Origin of the sequence: Rhodococcus sp. PBTS 1, from assembly GCF_001620025.1 — a bacterium.
Classification (GTDB): Bacteria; Actinomycetota; Actinomycetes; order Mycobacteriales; family Mycobacteriaceae; genus Rhodococcoides; species Rhodococcoides kroppenstedtii.
Window position 1 is genome coordinate 787,183 of the sequence record NZ_CP015219.1, and the last position, 14,977, is coordinate 802,159.

Annotated in this window: 15 protein-coding genes and 1 pseudogene; 6 read left to right on the forward strand and 10 right to left on the reverse strand. The window is 69.8% G+C overall.

What is annotated here, in order from left to right:
* The first annotated feature begins 72 nt into the window (after window positions 1–72).
* Window positions 73–1,140, forward strand: coding sequence for an SMP-30/gluconolactonase/LRE family protein (locus A3Q40_RS03515; RefSeq protein ID WP_068099816.1), 1,068 nt, complete (start codon window positions 73–75; stop codon window positions 1,138–1,140).
* A 30-nt stretch (window positions 1,141–1,170) separates the two neighbouring features.
* Here the strand turns inward: A3Q40_RS03515 and A3Q40_RS03520 are convergent, their stop codons facing one another.
* Complete coding sequence (locus A3Q40_RS03520; protein WP_068099817.1) at window positions 1,171–1,830, reverse strand: NUDIX hydrolase; 660 nt, start codon at window positions 1,828–1,830, stop codon at window positions 1,171–1,173.
* Window positions 1,831–1,891: 61 nt separating this feature from the next.
* Here A3Q40_RS03520 and A3Q40_RS03525 point away from each other — a divergent pair, with 61 nt between their 5' ends.
* A complete protein-coding gene (locus A3Q40_RS03525) occupies window positions 1,892–2,839 on the forward strand; it encodes an ADP-ribosylglycohydrolase family protein (RefSeq protein ID WP_068099818.1) in 948 nt (315 codons plus the stop codon).
* Complete coding sequence (locus tag A3Q40_RS03530; protein WP_068099819.1) at window positions 2,836–3,360, forward strand: O-acetyl-ADP-ribose deacetylase; 525 nt, start codon at window positions 2,836–2,838, stop codon at window positions 3,358–3,360. Before A3Q40_RS03525 ends, A3Q40_RS03530 begins: the two co-directional genes overlap by 4 nt.
* Here the strand turns inward: A3Q40_RS03530 and A3Q40_RS03535 are convergent.
* Window positions 3,338–3,784 carry a DoxX family protein gene (locus tag A3Q40_RS03535; RefSeq protein WP_068099820.1) on the reverse strand — a complete coding sequence of 149 codons (447 nt, stop codon included), beginning with the start codon at window positions 3,782–3,784 and terminating at the stop codon, window positions 3,338–3,340. The genes A3Q40_RS03530 and A3Q40_RS03535 overlap by 23 nt on opposite strands.
* 87 nt (window positions 3,785–3,871) lie before the next feature.
* Here A3Q40_RS03535 and A3Q40_RS03540 point away from each other — a divergent pair, with 87 nt between their 5' ends.
* Complete coding sequence (locus A3Q40_RS03540) at window positions 3,872–4,354, forward strand: OsmC family protein (RefSeq protein WP_068099821.1); 483 nt, start codon at window positions 3,872–3,874, stop codon at window positions 4,352–4,354.
* A gap of 85 nt (window positions 4,355–4,439) precedes the next feature.
* On the forward strand, window positions 4,440–4,838 hold the full coding sequence (locus tag A3Q40_RS03545; RefSeq protein WP_371831464.1) for an SRPBCC family protein: 399 nt from the start codon (window positions 4,440–4,442) through the stop codon (window positions 4,836–4,838).
* Here the strand turns inward: A3Q40_RS03545 and A3Q40_RS03550 are convergent, their stop codons facing one another.
* From A3Q40_RS03550 to A3Q40_RS03560, 3 genes and pseudogenes are all read right to left on the reverse strand, one after another.
* Entirely contained in the window at window positions 4,839–5,483 is a 645-nt protein-coding gene (locus A3Q40_RS03550; protein WP_068099822.1) for a DedA family protein, read from the reverse strand. It abuts the gene before it with no gap.
* 21 nt (window positions 5,484–5,504) lie between these two features.
* Window positions 5,505–7,765: pseudogene (locus A3Q40_RS03555) on the reverse strand (ATP-binding cassette domain-containing protein).
* Window positions 7,766–7,786: 21 nt separating this feature from the next.
* Window positions 7,787–8,806, reverse strand: a complete 1,020-nt coding sequence (locus A3Q40_RS03560) for a GTP pyrophosphokinase (protein WP_157889487.1) — start codon at window positions 8,804–8,806, stop codon at window positions 7,787–7,789.
* Window positions 8,807–8,882: 76 nt separating this feature from the next.
* Between A3Q40_RS03560 and A3Q40_RS03565 the strand changes: the two genes are divergently transcribed.
* On the forward strand, window positions 8,883–9,308 hold the full coding sequence (locus A3Q40_RS03565) for a hypothetical protein (protein ID WP_068105107.1): 426 nt from the start codon (window positions 8,883–8,885) through the stop codon (window positions 9,306–9,308).
* 40 nt (window positions 9,309–9,348) lie between these two features.
* Here the strand turns inward: A3Q40_RS03565 and A3Q40_RS03570 are convergent, their stop codons facing one another.
* The 5 genes from A3Q40_RS03570 to A3Q40_RS03585 form a co-directional block, all read right to left on the reverse strand.
* Complete coding sequence (locus A3Q40_RS03570) at window positions 9,349–10,722, reverse strand: dicarboxylate/amino acid:cation symporter (RefSeq protein WP_068099823.1); 1,374 nt, start codon at window positions 10,720–10,722, stop codon at window positions 9,349–9,351.
* Between the two features lie 89 nt (window positions 10,723–10,811).
* On the reverse strand, window positions 10,812–10,877 hold the full coding sequence (locus A3Q40_RS21095; protein ID WP_371831141.1) for a putative leader peptide: 66 nt from the start codon (window positions 10,875–10,877) through the stop codon (window positions 10,812–10,814).
* Between the two features lie 10 nt (window positions 10,878–10,887).
* Entirely contained in the window at window positions 10,888–11,904 is a 1,017-nt protein-coding gene (locus tag A3Q40_RS03575; RefSeq protein ID WP_069972894.1) for an asparaginase, read from the reverse strand.
* Window positions 11,901–13,367, reverse strand: a complete 1,467-nt coding sequence (locus A3Q40_RS03580) for an amino acid permease (protein ID WP_068099824.1) — start codon at window positions 13,365–13,367, stop codon at window positions 11,901–11,903. The genes A3Q40_RS03575 and A3Q40_RS03580 overlap by 4 nt, the downstream gene beginning before the upstream one ends.
* Window positions 13,368–13,441: 74 nt before the next feature.
* The gene (locus tag A3Q40_RS03585; RefSeq protein ID WP_068099825.1) at window positions 13,442–14,839 is read right to left on the reverse strand and encodes an aspartate ammonia-lyase; all 1,398 of its coding nucleotides are present in this window, start codon (window positions 14,837–14,839) and stop codon (window positions 13,442–13,444) included.
* Window positions 14,840–14,977 lie beyond the last annotated feature (138 nt).

The following is a 14,977-nucleotide window of genomic DNA, read 5'->3' on the forward strand; positions in this document are numbered from 1 at the left end:
GCCCCGACAGCTGGACTCGACGACCGTAGGTCACCGGGGGAGGGGAGCGGACGCGAAACGCCGACCTGTGTCGTGACACGACGAATCGGGCACTCGTGGATCATGTCCCGATTCCGCGCTCCCGTGGCCGTGTCCGCCGGCGTTCTCGCCCTCGTTCTGTCCGGATGTTCGTCGACGCAGGACGGGCAGCCCACGGCCGACCCGGCGGCGTCGTCGACCGGGACCGTGGCCTCGTCCACGGCGCAGTCCGCCACGGCGTCACCCGAGTCGGCGTCGTCGGCGTTCGTCTACCGACTGCCGGGAACGGGCGTCTTCCCGGAGGGGATCACCGCCGACGACGACTCGTTCTGGGTGACGTCGACGTCCGACGGGGCGGTGTTCCGCGGCACCGTCGGCGATCCGGAGGTTCGGCCGTTCCTGGCGGCCGGGGAGAACGGACGCACGGGTGCCGCCGGGCTGGACGTCGAGGACGGGGACGACGACGAGTCCGGCGTCCTGGTGATCGCCGGCGGAGCGACCGGTCGAGTGTGGGTTCACGATGCGGAAACCGGCGAGCTCCGGGCGACCCTGACCAACGGTCTCGGCGCGGACGCCACGTTCCTCAACGACGTCGTGGTGGGTGACGACGGCGAGGCCTACGTGACCGATTCGCGTAGCCCCGTGCTGTGGCGCGTGCCGCCCGGCGCGCAGGGCGACGGGCAGCTCGAGCCGGCGGTGAGCTTCGACGGCACGCCCTTCGTCTACGGCGAGGGCTTCAATGCGAACGGCATCGTCGAGGTCGACGACGACGCTCTGGTGATCGTGCAGTCCTCCACCGGCAACCTGTACCGCGTCGACGAGGGCTCCCGCGAGGTGACGCAGGTCGACCTTGGGGGCGCGACCGTGCAGAACGGCGACGGTCTCGAGTACGACGACGACACGCTGTACGTGGTGCGGAACCGGGACGGCCTGATCGCTCGCGTCGACCTGTCCGACGACGGCCGCTCGGGCCGGGTCACCGGGGAGATCCGCGACCCGAGCTTCGCCTACCCCACGACCGCGGCGGCCGTGGACGACCGGCTGCTGGTGGTGAACAGCCAGTTCGACAAGCGGGGCGGCGAGCCGGTGGAGCCGTTCACCGTGAGCGCCGTTCCGCGCTGACGACTCGGCTGCGGAGGAGTGCGGCCATCGTTATCGGCCGCCGAGGAGTGCGGCCATTGTTCTCGGAAACGACGCGCCCGGGAGGCGCTCGTAGAGCTCGGCCGGTCGGCCGCCGTCCGCCGCGGTGACCTCCCCGGTGCCGTGGATCGCGCCGAGGGCGTGCCGACGGAAGGTGTCCTTGGGGAGCGTGCGGTCGAAGACGATCTCGTAGAGGCGACGGAGGCGTAGCAGGGTGAATCGCGGCCCGAGCAGGCCCGACGGGTCGGGGGCGTCGGCGTAGCGCGTGCGCAGGTCCAGGACGGCGGCGGCGACCATGTCGGCGTGGTCGAAGGCCATGGGCACGGTGGGTCGGCCGTGCTCGATGGTCACCGCGCGGCCGTCGGGCGGCAGGGTGGTCGCGGCGACCTCGGTGGCGTGCGCCATCGACAGCACCCATCCGCGATCGTCGCGATCCGGTGCGTCGAACATGCGGAGCTGGTGGAACGCCACTCCCTCGATTCCGGCTTTGGTGCGGAGCGCGCGGCCGGCCGCGTCGGCCAGGGTCTCGCCGGGGTGCAGGAACGTTCCCGGGAGTGCGTCGCCCCATCGTGAGTCCACGGTCACGACCGCCGGCCCGTGGTCGGTGACGGTGAGCACGGCGACGTCGACCGCGACTGACGGGCGGGGGAACTCGGTGAGGTCGGACGGCACGCTTGCATCTTAGCGCAGGGCTGATCTATGGTTAGCGCAGAATCGAGCAAAGGGGTACGCAATGTCGACGACGGATCGGATCGACCGGGCCGAGGGTGTCCTGCTGGGAACAGCGGCGGGCGACGCCCTCGGGGCGGGCTACGAATTCGGGTATCCCACCCCCGATCAGGAGATCGCGATGATCGGGGGCGGGCCGTTCGACTGGGCGCCCGGTGAATGGACGGACGACACGTCGATGGCGTTGTGCGTCGCCGACGCGCTGGCTCTGTGCGCCGCCGACGCACTCGCCGGACACGCCGACGCCGGATTGCTCGACGCCGTCGCGGCGAACTTCGTCACCTGGTACGACACCCGGCCGCCGGACATCGGGAACCAGACGCGGGCCGTGCTATCCCACCGCGACCCGTCGGCCGACGCGATGACTCGGCGGGCCGCGGGTCTGTCGGGCCGAACCGGGGGCAACGGCTCGCTCATGAGAACGGCGCCCGTCGCCCTGGCGTTCCTGCACGACGAGCGCGCGCTTGCCGACGCGGCCACCCGCATCAGCGCGTTGACCCACTCCGATCCACAGGCCGGGGAGGCGTGCGCCCTGTGGTCCGTCGCCATCCGCCACGCGGTGCTGCACGGAACGTACGACGGCCTCCGCCTCGCCCTGTCCGCGGATCCTGCCCTGTCGCATACCTGGTCGCCCCTGCTCGAGGCGGCGCAAACCGGAACGCCGGCGGACTTCGCGAACAACGGGTGGGTGGTCCACGCCCTGCAGACCGCGTGGTGGGCCATCGCCACGACGGAGGAGGACGAGCGCCAACTGCCGCGGGCGCTCGAGAAGTGTGTCCGGGCCGGCGGCGACACCGACACCACGGCGGCCATCGCGGGTGGGCTGCTCGGTGCGCGCTGGGGACGCTCGGCGATCCCGCCGGAGTGGATCGCGTTGCTGCACGGGTACCCCGGACGCCGGGCGGCCGACCTGATCACCCTGACCCACACCCTCACGGACGGAGCGTCATGACCACCTCGGGACCCCGGCGACTCGACGTCGTCCTCGGCGACATCACCACGATCCGGACGGACGTGGTGGTCAACGCCGCCAACTCCACCCTGCTCGGCGGCGGCGGGGTGGACGGCGCGATCCACCGGGCCGGTGGGCCGGCGATTCTCGATGCCTGCCGCCTGTTGCGCGCGACGACGCTCCCCAACGGACTCGACGTCGGCGCCGCCGTCGCCACCACGGCGGGTCACCTGCCGGCGCACTGGGTGATCCACACCGTGGGCCCGCGGTACTCGGCACGCGAGGACCGGTCGCCGCTGCTGCGGGCCGCGTACGAGCGGTCGTTGATCCTGGCCGACTCGCTGGGAGCCTCGTCGGTCGCGTTCCCGCTGATCTCCGGCGGCGCCTACGGGTGGCCGGTCGAGTCCGCCGTCCGGGAGCAGATCCGGGCGATCCTCGGCGCCGCCACGGCCGTCGACGTGGTCACCGTCGTGGCCTTCTCCGCCGCCGTCCGAGACCTCACGCTGCGCGCGATGGCCTAACGCGGTCGCGCCATGCGGCCCACGCGCCGGTACTCCACAGCGCCCAGCCGATGAGCAGTGGCTGGAAGAGGAGTCGGATCGCGCGGGCGTTGTCGCTGTCGAGGCCGAACGCGTCCGTGCCGGTCAGATACTGCGAGACGTTGCCGGGGAACACCGCGACGAAGAACGCGGCGACGATCCACCCGACGACGGTCCGTCGCCACCCGGAGAGCAGGAGCACCCCGAGCACCACCTCGACGACGCCCGACGCGAGCACCACCGCGTCGACGTCGAGAGGTACCCACGTCGGGACCTGGGCGCGGAATTCCTCACGCGCCCAGAACAGGTGGGACAGACCCGCGAAGGTGAGGAAGGCGCCGAGAAGCACGCGGGTGACGGTGCGCGGCGCCGACGTCCGGTGGTCCGCCGCGGGTCGTGTCGTCATGTCCGCCAACCTACGCGGCGGATGGGTCTGCACTCGAGGTGATTCTGAACCTGGACCCGAGGCGGGCGGCCGACGACCGTCGTCGGCATGACTTCTGCGAAGACCTCCGTGAAGACCTCCGTCGTCCCCTTCGTCGTCGACGCCCGCGGTACCGGCGTCGCCCAGCACCTGTCGGTGCAGGGCACGGCCGGCCACGAGTTCGACGCCGACGCGTACCCCGCCTTCGGCGGCCGGGACGCCGCGCCGAGCCCGCTGTTCTACGCGCTGGGCGCGCTCACGTCCTGCAACCAGGTGACGGCCAGCCTCGTGGCCAAGGACCTGGGTATCACGCTCGGCGAATTCACCTTCCGCGTGCAGGGCGATCTGGACACCGGCGTTCTCGTGGCGGGGGAGGACGGTAACGCGAACTTCGACCGCGTCACCGTCGAGGCGACCGTGCAGACCGACGCCGAGGGTGCGGCGTTCGATCACTTCGTGGCCGAGGTCGAGCGGCGCTGCCCGGTCTCGCAGCTGTTCGTTCGCAGCGGCCTCGAATTCGTCAATCGCTGGGAGCGTGCGGACCTGACCTGACCCCGACGGTGCCGGTTCCGATTCTTCGCGTGGGCGCACCCGAGATCAGCCACCATGGGTGGTGACCTGCGAGAGGATGGCGACCGTGCAGGACGACATGGAGAGCAGGCATCTGTCGGTGGTGATCGCGGCCCCGGCGCGCGAGGTCTACGACTTCGCCCGACGCCCGGAGAACCTCACGGCATGGGCGGCGGGCCTCGCGTCGGGGGTCACCCGCGACGGTGACGATCTGGTGACCGAGTCGCCGATGGGAACGGTGCGGGTCCGGTTCGCGGCCGAGAACGACCTCGGCGTGCTGGACCACACCGTCACCCTGCCCGACGGCACCGAGGTCCTGAATCCGCTGCGCGTCGTCCCGCATCCGCACGGTGCGGAAGTGCTGTTCACCGTGCGTCGGCTGGGCATGACCGACGTCGAGTTCGACCGGGACTGCGCCGCGGTCCAGCGTGATCTCGAGACCCTGAAGAGGCTGATGGAGACGTGATCAGGGTGCGGACCGGGCCCGCACCTTCTTGGTCACGAACCAGGCCAGGAACGTGACCACCAGACCGATGACGACGTATTGGAAGACCGAGGCGTAGTTCTCCACGTAGTGCCAGTTCTCGCCCAGGTAGTACCCGGCGAGCACGAAGATCGAGTTCCACAGCAGGCTGCCGGCGGTGGTGTAGAGCAGGAACTGCCAGAAGGGCATGCGGGAGACGCCGGCCGGGACGGAGATGCCGGACCGCACCATCGGGATCATGCGGCCGAAGAAGACGGCCGACCGGCCGTGGCGGGCGAACCAGTCCTCCGCCTTCGCCAGATCCTCGGTGTCGACGAGGGGCATCCGGTCCACGATCGCGTAGAGGCGGTCCCGGCCGAGCTTCACGCCCAGCCAATAGAGGACGGCCGCGCCCACCACCGAACCGAGCGTCGTCCAGAACAGCGCGCTGAACAACGAGAAGCCGCCCTGCGACGCCGTGAACCCGGCCAGCGGAAGGATGATCTCGCTCGGAATCGGGGGGAAGAAGTTCTCCACGGCGACGGCGAGGCCGGCGCCGGGGCCGCCGATGGCCTCCATCAGCCCGACGGCCCACCCGGCGAATCCACCCAGTTCTGTACTCGCGGCAGCGGTGACGGTGTCGCTCATGCCTGGTACTTTACCGACGGTTTACTCTCCGAGCCGCCGCGCGAGATGCCGACCGGTGTGGCCGGAGTCTCGAACGAGGTCCGCCGGAGTGCCGGTGAACACCACCCGGCCGCCGTCGTGACCGCCGTCCGGGCCGAGATCGATCACCCAGTCCGACGCCGCGACGACGGCGAGATCGTGCTCGATCACCACCACCGATCGGCCCTCGTCGACCATGCCCGACAGCAGCGCCACCAGGTTGTTCACGTCCGAGGGGTGAAGACCGGTGGTGGGCTCGTCGAGCACCAGCAGCGCCGCCGTGCCGGTGAGCTCGGTGGCCAGCTTCAGTCGTTGGCGCTCCCCGCCGGAGAGCGAGGTGAGGTTCTGGCCCACGTGAGGTAACCGAGACCGACATCACGGCACCGCCCCAGCACAGCGCGAATCTTCGGCGCCGTGAAGAACTCGAACGCGGCGTCGACGGCCATCTCGAAGACGTCCGCGATGGACACGCCGTCCACCGTGTACTTGATCGCTCCCGAGCGGAACCGGCGTCCCTGACACGTCTCGCAGGTGCTGGTGACCGGGTCGGTGAAGCCCAGCTCGGTGAAGATGGTGCCGGTGCCCTGGCAGTCCGGGCAGGCCCCGTCGGAATTGGGGGAGAAGAGCGCCGCCGGGCGGCCGGTGCGTTTGGCGAAGTGCGCCCGGATCGGATCCAGCAGGCCGGTGTACGTCGCGGGCGACGATCGCCGCGACCCGCGGATGGGGGACTGGTCGATCATCACGGCGTCGGGGCGGACGGCCGGCAGATGGTGGTGGATCAGGCTGGACTTGCCGGACCCGGCGACTCCGGTGACGGCGACGAGCACGCCGAGCGGCACGTCGACGGTGACGCTGCGCAGGTTGTGGGTGCGGGCGTTCTCGAGGCGAATCGATCCGGTGGGCGTCCGCGGACGACGAGGTGCGGTGGCCACCTCTCGCAGGGCACGCCCGGTACGCGTGTCCGCGGTGCTCAGCTCCTGCGGCGTGCCGACGAAGACGACGGTGCCGCCGTCCGCCCCCGCCCCGGGACCGATCTCCACGATGCGATCGGCGACGGCCATCACCTCGGGATCGTGCTCGACCACCAGGACCGTGTTGCCCTTGTCGCGCAGGGCCAGCAGCATCGCGTTCAACCGGTGGACGTCGCGGGCGTGCAGACCGGTGGTGGGCTCGTCGAAGACGTAGAGCATGTCGTTGAGCGTCGACCCGAGGTGGCGCACCATCTTGATGCGCTGCGCCTCGCCGCCGGACAACGACGACGTCGCGCGGTCGAGGCTCAGGTACCCCAGGCCGAGATCGCCCAGGCGACGCAGCTGGGTGACCACCTCCCGCCGCGGTGCGTCGAGAACGCCGAGAGACCAGCCGTCCATGACGTCCGCGAGATCGGAGACCTGCATCGCGAACGCCTCGGGGATCGACAGACCCTCGAGGCGTGCGCCGTGAACCGTCGGGTTGTACCGAGAGCCGCGGCAGGCGGGACAGACGCCGCGGGTGACGATGCGCTCGTAGGCCTCCTTGGCCTTGCCCTTCAGCGTGGCCGCGTCCTTGGTCAGGTAGCTGCGACGGAACTTCGAGAGCAGTCCCTCGTAGGTGGTGAACACGCCGTCGGTGTTCGGCATGGCCACCTCGCCGGGGGCGGCGTCGAGAAAGATGTGCCGCTCCCGCGCCGAGTACTGCTCGAGCGGAACGTCGAGATCGAACAGGCCCGAGTCCGCGTACAGCCGGTAGGGCCATTTGCCCGGCTGGAAGTCGGGATGACGAATGGGTCCTTCGCGCAACGACTTCGAGAAGTCGACCAACTCGTCGACGTCGATCACCTTGGCCTCGCCGAGTCCCTCGCAGTCCGGGCACATGCCGGCCGGATCGTTGAACGAGAACGCGTTGGCGTGGCCGATCGACGGACGGACCCCGCGGGCGTAGAGCATGCGCAGCCAGTCCCCGATGTCGGTGATGGTGCCGACGGTCGATCGGGGCGAGCCGAACAGACGCTTCTGGTCGACGATCACGACGGCCGACAGGTTCGCGATCAGGTCGGCGTCCGGACGCCCGTACGAGGGCAGGAAGGTCTGCGCGAACGCGCTGAACGTCGCATTGATCTGCCGCTGCGCCTCGGCGGCGATGGTGTCGAACACCAGCGAGGACTTGCCGGATCCGGACACGCCGGCGAACACCACCAACTCGCCCTTGGGAAGATCGAGATCGATCCCCTTCAGGTTGTTCTCGCGGGCGCCGCGGACGGTGATGGTCGAGGGGGCATCGGTCACGCAGGCCCTTCTACCAGAATCTCACTCCTGATGCGCCTGCAGTTTCGTGAGCCGGTACCGCAGCTTGCCGAGCCGGTCCCGTTCGGTGGTCAGCGTCGCCGTGCGGACGATGTGCGCCTCCCCGAACCGATCGAGCAACAGGTCGTCCACGAGGCGAACGTGGCCGGGCCGATGCTGATAGTCCATGGCCCCCACCACGAACGGCACGCGCGACGGATCGAGAGCGTCCTCGAGTTCTGCACCCGTGGTGATGCCGTTCGCGGTGACGAGGGTGAGCAACCACTCGTAGTGGGTGGGCCGGCTGGAGGCGTATTCGGGCAGCAGATCGGTGACGATGCTGCGCAGCTTCTCCGCCGTCAGTTCCAGGTCCATGCCGCGCGCGGCGTCGGCTGCGCGCAGTTCGGCGATCTTCTCCTTGTGGTGACGGTCCGCGAGCTCGAACTGTTGATCGGCGAGTTCGATCAATCCGGCCGCCAGGGTGAACGCGCGGTCGATCACCGGGGAGCCCTGGGTGCGGGAGTTCTTGAACCGGATGTCGTGCTCGATCTCGGCCCACGCGTGCTGTAGCACCGTGCGGATCTGCACCTCGAACCCGAGACCGACGACGTCCCCGCAGCCGGGCGGAACCCGGTCACCACCCGGCGTGAGGATCAGATGCTTGCCGGCGTAGCCGAACACGCCCGTCTCCTGGGCGAGCGACGACTTGTCGATGGTCTTGAGCAATTCGAACCGCGACGACAACGCCTCCGCCACCCGCTCGATGTCGGAGGTGAGGTAGGTGATGACCCGAACGCCCACGAGGTCCGTCACCTCGGTCAACGGATCGGTGAATTCCAACGAGCCGTCGGGCTTCAGCCGCGCGAACTTGCCGGCCGCGGATTCCACCGACTTGGTGCGGGCTTCCACCGCGTCCACGTCGAGGCCCGCGTCGGCGACGATCGACTCCACCGCCGTGGCCAGGGCGGCCGTCGCCCGCACGAACCAGTCGTAGCGATCGCGATAGGTACCGACGGGGTCGATCATGGTCGGCTCCTTCTGCATGGTCGCCGATTGTGCCGTATCACCCGACCTCGCCGGTCGGACGCGCCCGGACCGCGCATCTGGTGGACTGGGCGGCATGACCCTTCCCGTGGACACGGCCGTGCTGGTGCTCGTCTCGGGCCTGATCCTGCTGTGGGCGTTGGTGCTCGGGGTCTGGAAATTCCGCGGCATGGCGACCTCGCCCACCGGGCAGGCGCACCCCTACGTCGACATCGCCCACCGCGCGGCGTTGCTCTACTCGTTCGCCACCATGGTGCTCGCCGCGTTGGTCCATTTCGGGGCGTGGTCGACGACGGTCAACCTGGTCGTGTCGGGCGCCGTGGTGTTCTTCTTCGTCGCAGCCATCGTGAGCTACGTCGTCCACGGCGCCCGACGCGACACCGACAACCAGTTCGTGAACCCGGTGCGGGGAACGCACGCGTTCATGGTCGCGCTGGCCGGGGTGGAGATCGTCGGCGTCGGTGTGTTGATCGCCGGGTTCGTGCGGGCGCAGTTCTTCTGACGCGCCGGCGCTGTATCCCTACCGCGCCGGCGCCGGACGGTCAGCGCGCCAGCGCGACGTCGCTCTCGGCGTCGTCGTCGAACGGGTCGCCGTGGCGCGGTGCGTCGTAACGCTCCCGATCGAGAATGCCCTCCCGCTTGGCGACGATGGTGGGCACCAGTGCCTGGCCGGTGACGTTGACGGCGGTGCGGCCCATGTCGACGATCGGCTCGACGGCCAGGAGCAGACCGACACCGGCGAGCGGCAGGCCGAGGGTGGACAGCGTCAGGGTGAGCATGACGGTGGCGCCGGTGGTGCCGGCGGTCGCGGCGGACCCCACGACGGAGGCGACGACGATGAGCAGGTAGTCGGTCAGCGTCAGATCGATGCCGTAGAACTGCGCGACGAAGATCGCGGCGATGGCCGGGTAGATCGCGGCGCAGCCGTCCATCTTGGTGGTGGCGCCGAGCGGCACCGCGAACGAGGCGTACTCGCGCGGCACGCCGAGGTTGCGCTCGGTGGCGCGCTGGGTGAGCGGCAGGGTGCCGATCGAGGAGCGCGAGACGAAACCGAGCTGGGTGGCCGGCCAGACGCCCGAGTAGAAGCTGCGGACGGACAGGCCGTGCGCGCGCACGATGATCGGGTAGATCACGAAGAACACGATCGCGAGGCCGACGTAGACGGACACGGTGAACACGCCCAGGGACCCGATCGCGTCCCAGCCGTAGCTGGCGACGGCGTTGCCGATCAGGGCGGCGGTGCCGATGGGGGCCAGGCGGATGATCCACCACAGCACCTTCTGCACGATGGCGAGAAGCGAGGCGTTGAAGGTGAGGAACGGCTCGGCGGCCTTGCCCACCTTGAGCGCCGCGATGCCGATGGCTGCGGCGACGACGAGCAGCTGCAGGATGTTGAAGTTCAGGCTGGTCGACAGTGCACCCTCGGTCTCGCTGGTGCGGGCGCCGAGTGCCAGGAAGTTGTTGGGTACCAGGCCGGTGAGGAAGGACCACCAGGAGCCGGAGGTGGCGGGGGCCTTCTCCAGCGCGGCGTCGACTCCGGTGCGCGATCCCGGCTGCGCGACGAGGCCGATGACGATGCCCACGATCACGGCGACGAACGCGGTGATCGCGAACCACAGCAGCGTCTGTCCGGCCAGGCGGGCGGCGTTGGTGACCGCGCGCAGGTTGGCGATGGAGCTGACGATGGCGGTGAAGACGAGGGGGACGACGGCGACGGTGAGGAGCTTGACGTAGCTCGAGCCGATGGTGGAGAGGGTTTCGACGAGCCAGTTGGGGTTGCCGTCGGCGGCGTCGGGCATGGAGCGGGCGACGAGCCCGAGGACGACGCCGAGGATCAGTCCGGCGACGATCTGGGGTCCGAAGGCGGTGGCCCACTGGGGCAGCCGGCGGGTGGGGGCAGCGCTGGGCGAGGACATAGGTGTGCCTGTTCGACGAGTGCGTGGAGGGGTGACGTGCGCGGAGCGGGGTCACCGACAGAAGGCGACGTCGGTGACGCGGAGCGGGGTCACCGACAGATGGCACTGGCCTGTCTGCGGAGGTCGACGTGTCGACGGGAGGTCAGCAGGGGCACTCGTTCGATGCTACGCCTGGATTCGGACCGAGGTCCGCGAGGGGGCCGACGCCTGATTCGACGCTCGGGTCGACGGGGTTGCGACAACGGCGGCGAACCGTGCGGCGACGTCGTACTTCGACTCGGCGATCAACGCGCACAGCAGGATTCGCGTCTGTGCCGGGCTCGTCTCGCCGGCGGACACCGCACCCGCGGCGACCAAGTCGGCGCCGCCGCCCCCGCCGCCGTAGGTGGTGACGACGCCACCGGACGGCACGCGAGTGGAGAGGGCGACGACGATGCCGGCGTCGACGGCCCGTCGTACCGCGGCGACGACGTCGGCGTTGGCGTTCCCGGCGCCCATGGCCTCCATCACGATTCCCGCCGCGCCGTGGTGCCGGGCCGCGTCGATCATGACGCCGTCGACCCCGGGGTACAGGGCGACGACGTCCACGCGAATCCCCGCGATCGGGTTGCGCGTCAGCGTGATTCGGGAATCCGTCGGGGTGGCGGGCACGCCGGTGTACGCGTCGAGTTCGGTGGTGTGCGCCTTGCGGACGCCCCGCGCACGCAGGACCCGCGGACCGAAGGCGACCAGCACGCCCTGCCCGCGACGGTCCGGGTCGGCGGCGACCGCGACGGCGAGTTCGGCGTTGTGCGGTCCGTCCCCGTCGGGATGATCGGCGGTGCGCTGGGCGCCGGTGAAGACGACCGGGCGGGGGTCGTCGTGCACGAGGTCGACCAGCATGGCGGTTTCCTCGAGCGTGTCCGTGCCGTGCAGGACGACGACGCCGGTGACGTCGGGACGCAGGGCTCGCTGGACGGCGGCCGACACGGTGTCGAGGTCGGTGTGCGACATCGCGGCGGAGTCGACCCGCAGGACGTCGACGACCGTGACGAGCACGCCGAGCCGAGCCGCGATGGCGTCGAGATCCACGGCGACCTTGCCGGGCGTGCTGACGCCGTCGTCACCCACTCGACTCGCGATGGTCCCGCCGGTGGTCAGGACGACCACCGACGGGACGGACGCGAGGGGGTACGCCGTCATCGTGCGACCGCGCCGCCGCGGCCGTCGGCACGCTCGCGGGCGAGCTGCTCGATGCGCGGCTTGGCCACGCGCCATCCGACGGCGAGGGCGGGAACGATGAGCAGCAGCGACGCCAGCGTGTAGGTGCCGACGGGGTAGTCGAAGCCCATGAGGACGACGACGACCGCGAGGAAGACGAGGGTGGCGATGCCCGTGTAGGGGGCGCCGAAGAGACGGAACGACGGCCGGGTCAGGACACCCTCCTTGGACAGCTGCCACAGTTTGAGCTGGCAGAGCACGATCATGGCCCATGCGCTGACGATGCCGAGGGCGGCGAGGTTGAGCACGATCTCGAACGCCTGCTCGGGGACGACCGCGTTGAGGGCGACTCCGAGCAGCGTCACGACGGACGTCAGCAGGATTCCACCGTAGGGGACGCCGGACTTGGTCATGCGCATGGCGAACTGCGGCGCGCTGCCCGCGGCGGCCATGGAGCGCAGGATGCGGCCGGTGGAGTAGAGGCCGGCGTTGAGCGACGACAGCGCGGCGGTGAGCACGATGAGGTTCATCGCGGTGTCGGCGCCCTCGACGCCGATGGAGCCGAAGAACGTCACGAAGGGGCTTTCCCCGGCGCGGTAGGCGGAGTACGGCAGCAGCAGGGCGAGCAGGGTGACCGAGCCGATGTAGAAGACCGCGATGCGGATGATGACGGTGTTGATGGCCTTGGGGATCACCTTCTCGGGGTTCGGCGTCTCGCCTGCGGCGGTGCCGACCAGTTCGATCGAGGCGTAGGCGAAGACGACGCCCTGGATGATGACGACGGCGGGCAGCAGGCCGTTGGGGATCAGGCCGCCGTTGTCGGCGATCATCGACAGTCCCTGCTCCTGGTTCGGGGTGCCGGCGATCAGCAGGTAGAGGCCGACGCAGAGGAATGCGACCAGGGCCAGCACCTTGATCAGGGCGAACCAGAATTCCAGCTCACCGAAGACCTTGACGGACACCAGGTTCAGCGAGAGCACGACCACCAGGGCGATCAGTGCCCAGATCCATTGCGGGACCGCGGCGATCGGCGCGGAGTACCGGCCGAAGAACTGCATGTACAGGGCCACGGCGGTCACGTCGACCACCGCGGTCATCGACCAGTTCAGCCAGTAGAGCCAGCCGGTGACGAACGCCGCCTTCTCGCCGAAGAACTCGCGCGCGTAGGAGACGAAGGACCCCGAGGTGGGACGGTGGAGGACCAACTCGCCCAGCGCCCGCAGAATGAGGAAGGCGAAGAAGCCGCAGGTGGCGTAGGCGAACACCAGCGCCGGTCCGGCCCCGGCCAGACGGCCGCCGGCGCCCATGAACAGGCCGGTGCCGATGGCGCCGCCGATGGCGATCATCTGGACCTGACGGGTCTTGAGGCCCTTGTGGTAGCCCTGGTTCTCGACCTCGTGGAGCGTCGCGTCGGCGCCCCGATGGTCGGTGGTGGGAGTGGTCATGCAGCGTCCTCGGTGGGTGCGGGAGAGCTCGGGTGACAGGGGAGGGTTCGGGTGGAGTGGACCGAGCGCGTCGGTCAGCTCTGCAGGTTGGCCAGGTGTTCCGGGCGGAGCAGCAGCTCGAGGCGGTCCGCGGTGAGCAGGCCCCGTTCGAGCACGAGCTCCGCGACGCCGCGGTCGGTGTCGAGCGCTTCCTTGGCGATCTCGGTGGCCGCCTGGTAACCGATGTGCGGGTTGAGCGCGGTGACCAGACCGATGGAGTGTTCGACGTCGGATCGCAGATGTGCCGCGTGGGCGGTGATGCCCACGACGCACCGGTCGGCGAGGGTTCGGCAGGCGGCGCCGAGATGCGTCATGCCGGAGGTGAGCGATTCCATGATGATGGGTTCGAACGCGTTCAGCTGGAGCTGACCGGCCTCGGCCGCCATGGTGACGGTGACGTCCTGTCCGATCACCTGGAAGGCGACCTGGTTCAGCACCTCCGGGATCACCGGGTTGACCTTGCCGGGCATGATCGACGACCCGGCCTGCACGGCGGGCAGGTCGATCTCGCCGAACCCGGCGCGCGGACCGGAGGACAGCAGGCGCAGGTCGTTGCACACCTTGGACAGCTTGACCGCGCAGCGCTTGAGCACGCCCGAGAGATGGACGAACTGGCCGACGTCCTGCGTGGCCTCGACCAGGTCGGTCGCGCTGACGAGGGGAAGGCCGGTGACCTCGCGGAGGTGGCGTACGGCGGCGTCGCGGTAGCCCGGCGCGGCGTTGAGCCCGGTGCCGATGGCGGTCGCGCCGAGGTTGATCTCGTGGACGAGCATCGAGGCTTCCTCGAGTCGGGCGCGGTCCTCCTCGATCATCACCGCGAAGGTGCCGAATTCCTGGCCGAGCGTCATGGGGACCGCGTCCTGCAGCTGCGTCCGCCCCATCTTGACGACGGTGCGGAACTCCTCGGCCTTGGCGCGGAAGGTCTTCTGCAGGTGATGCATCGACTCGGACAGCACCCCGACGGCCATGATGGTCGCGATGTTGCACGCGGTGGGGTAGACGTCGTTGGTCGACTGCCCGAGGTTGACGTGCTCGTTGGGGTGCAGGTACCGGTACTCGCCGGGGCGGTGGCCGAGCAGCACCAGAGCGCGATTGGCGATGACTTCGTTGGCGTTCATGTTGGTCGAGGTGCCGGCGCCGCCCTGGATGACGTCGACGACGAACTGGTCGTGCCACTGCCCGTCGAGGATCTCCCGGCAGGCGGCGAGGATCGCGTCCGCGCGCTCGGGGTCGAGCAGACCGAGGTCGCGGTTCGCCGCAGCGGCGGCGTACTTGACCGCGGCGAGGGCGCGGACGAGGGCGGGGTTGCTCGAGATGGGCCGACCGGTGATGGGGAAGTTCTCGGTGGCGCGCAGGGTGTGGATGCCCCAGAGCACGTCGGCGGGCACCTCGCGGTCTCCCAGCAGGTCGTGCTCGATGCGGGTGGCGGCCACGTCGGTCTCCTCGGGTCGGTGTAGCTGTGGTGGTTTGTGGTGTCAGGCTGTCTGACAGGTTGAGTGTGGCGCACCACACACGACGTGTCAACGGTGGATTTCTCGATCGCGTTCGATCTGTGTCCATCGCGGGTCCGC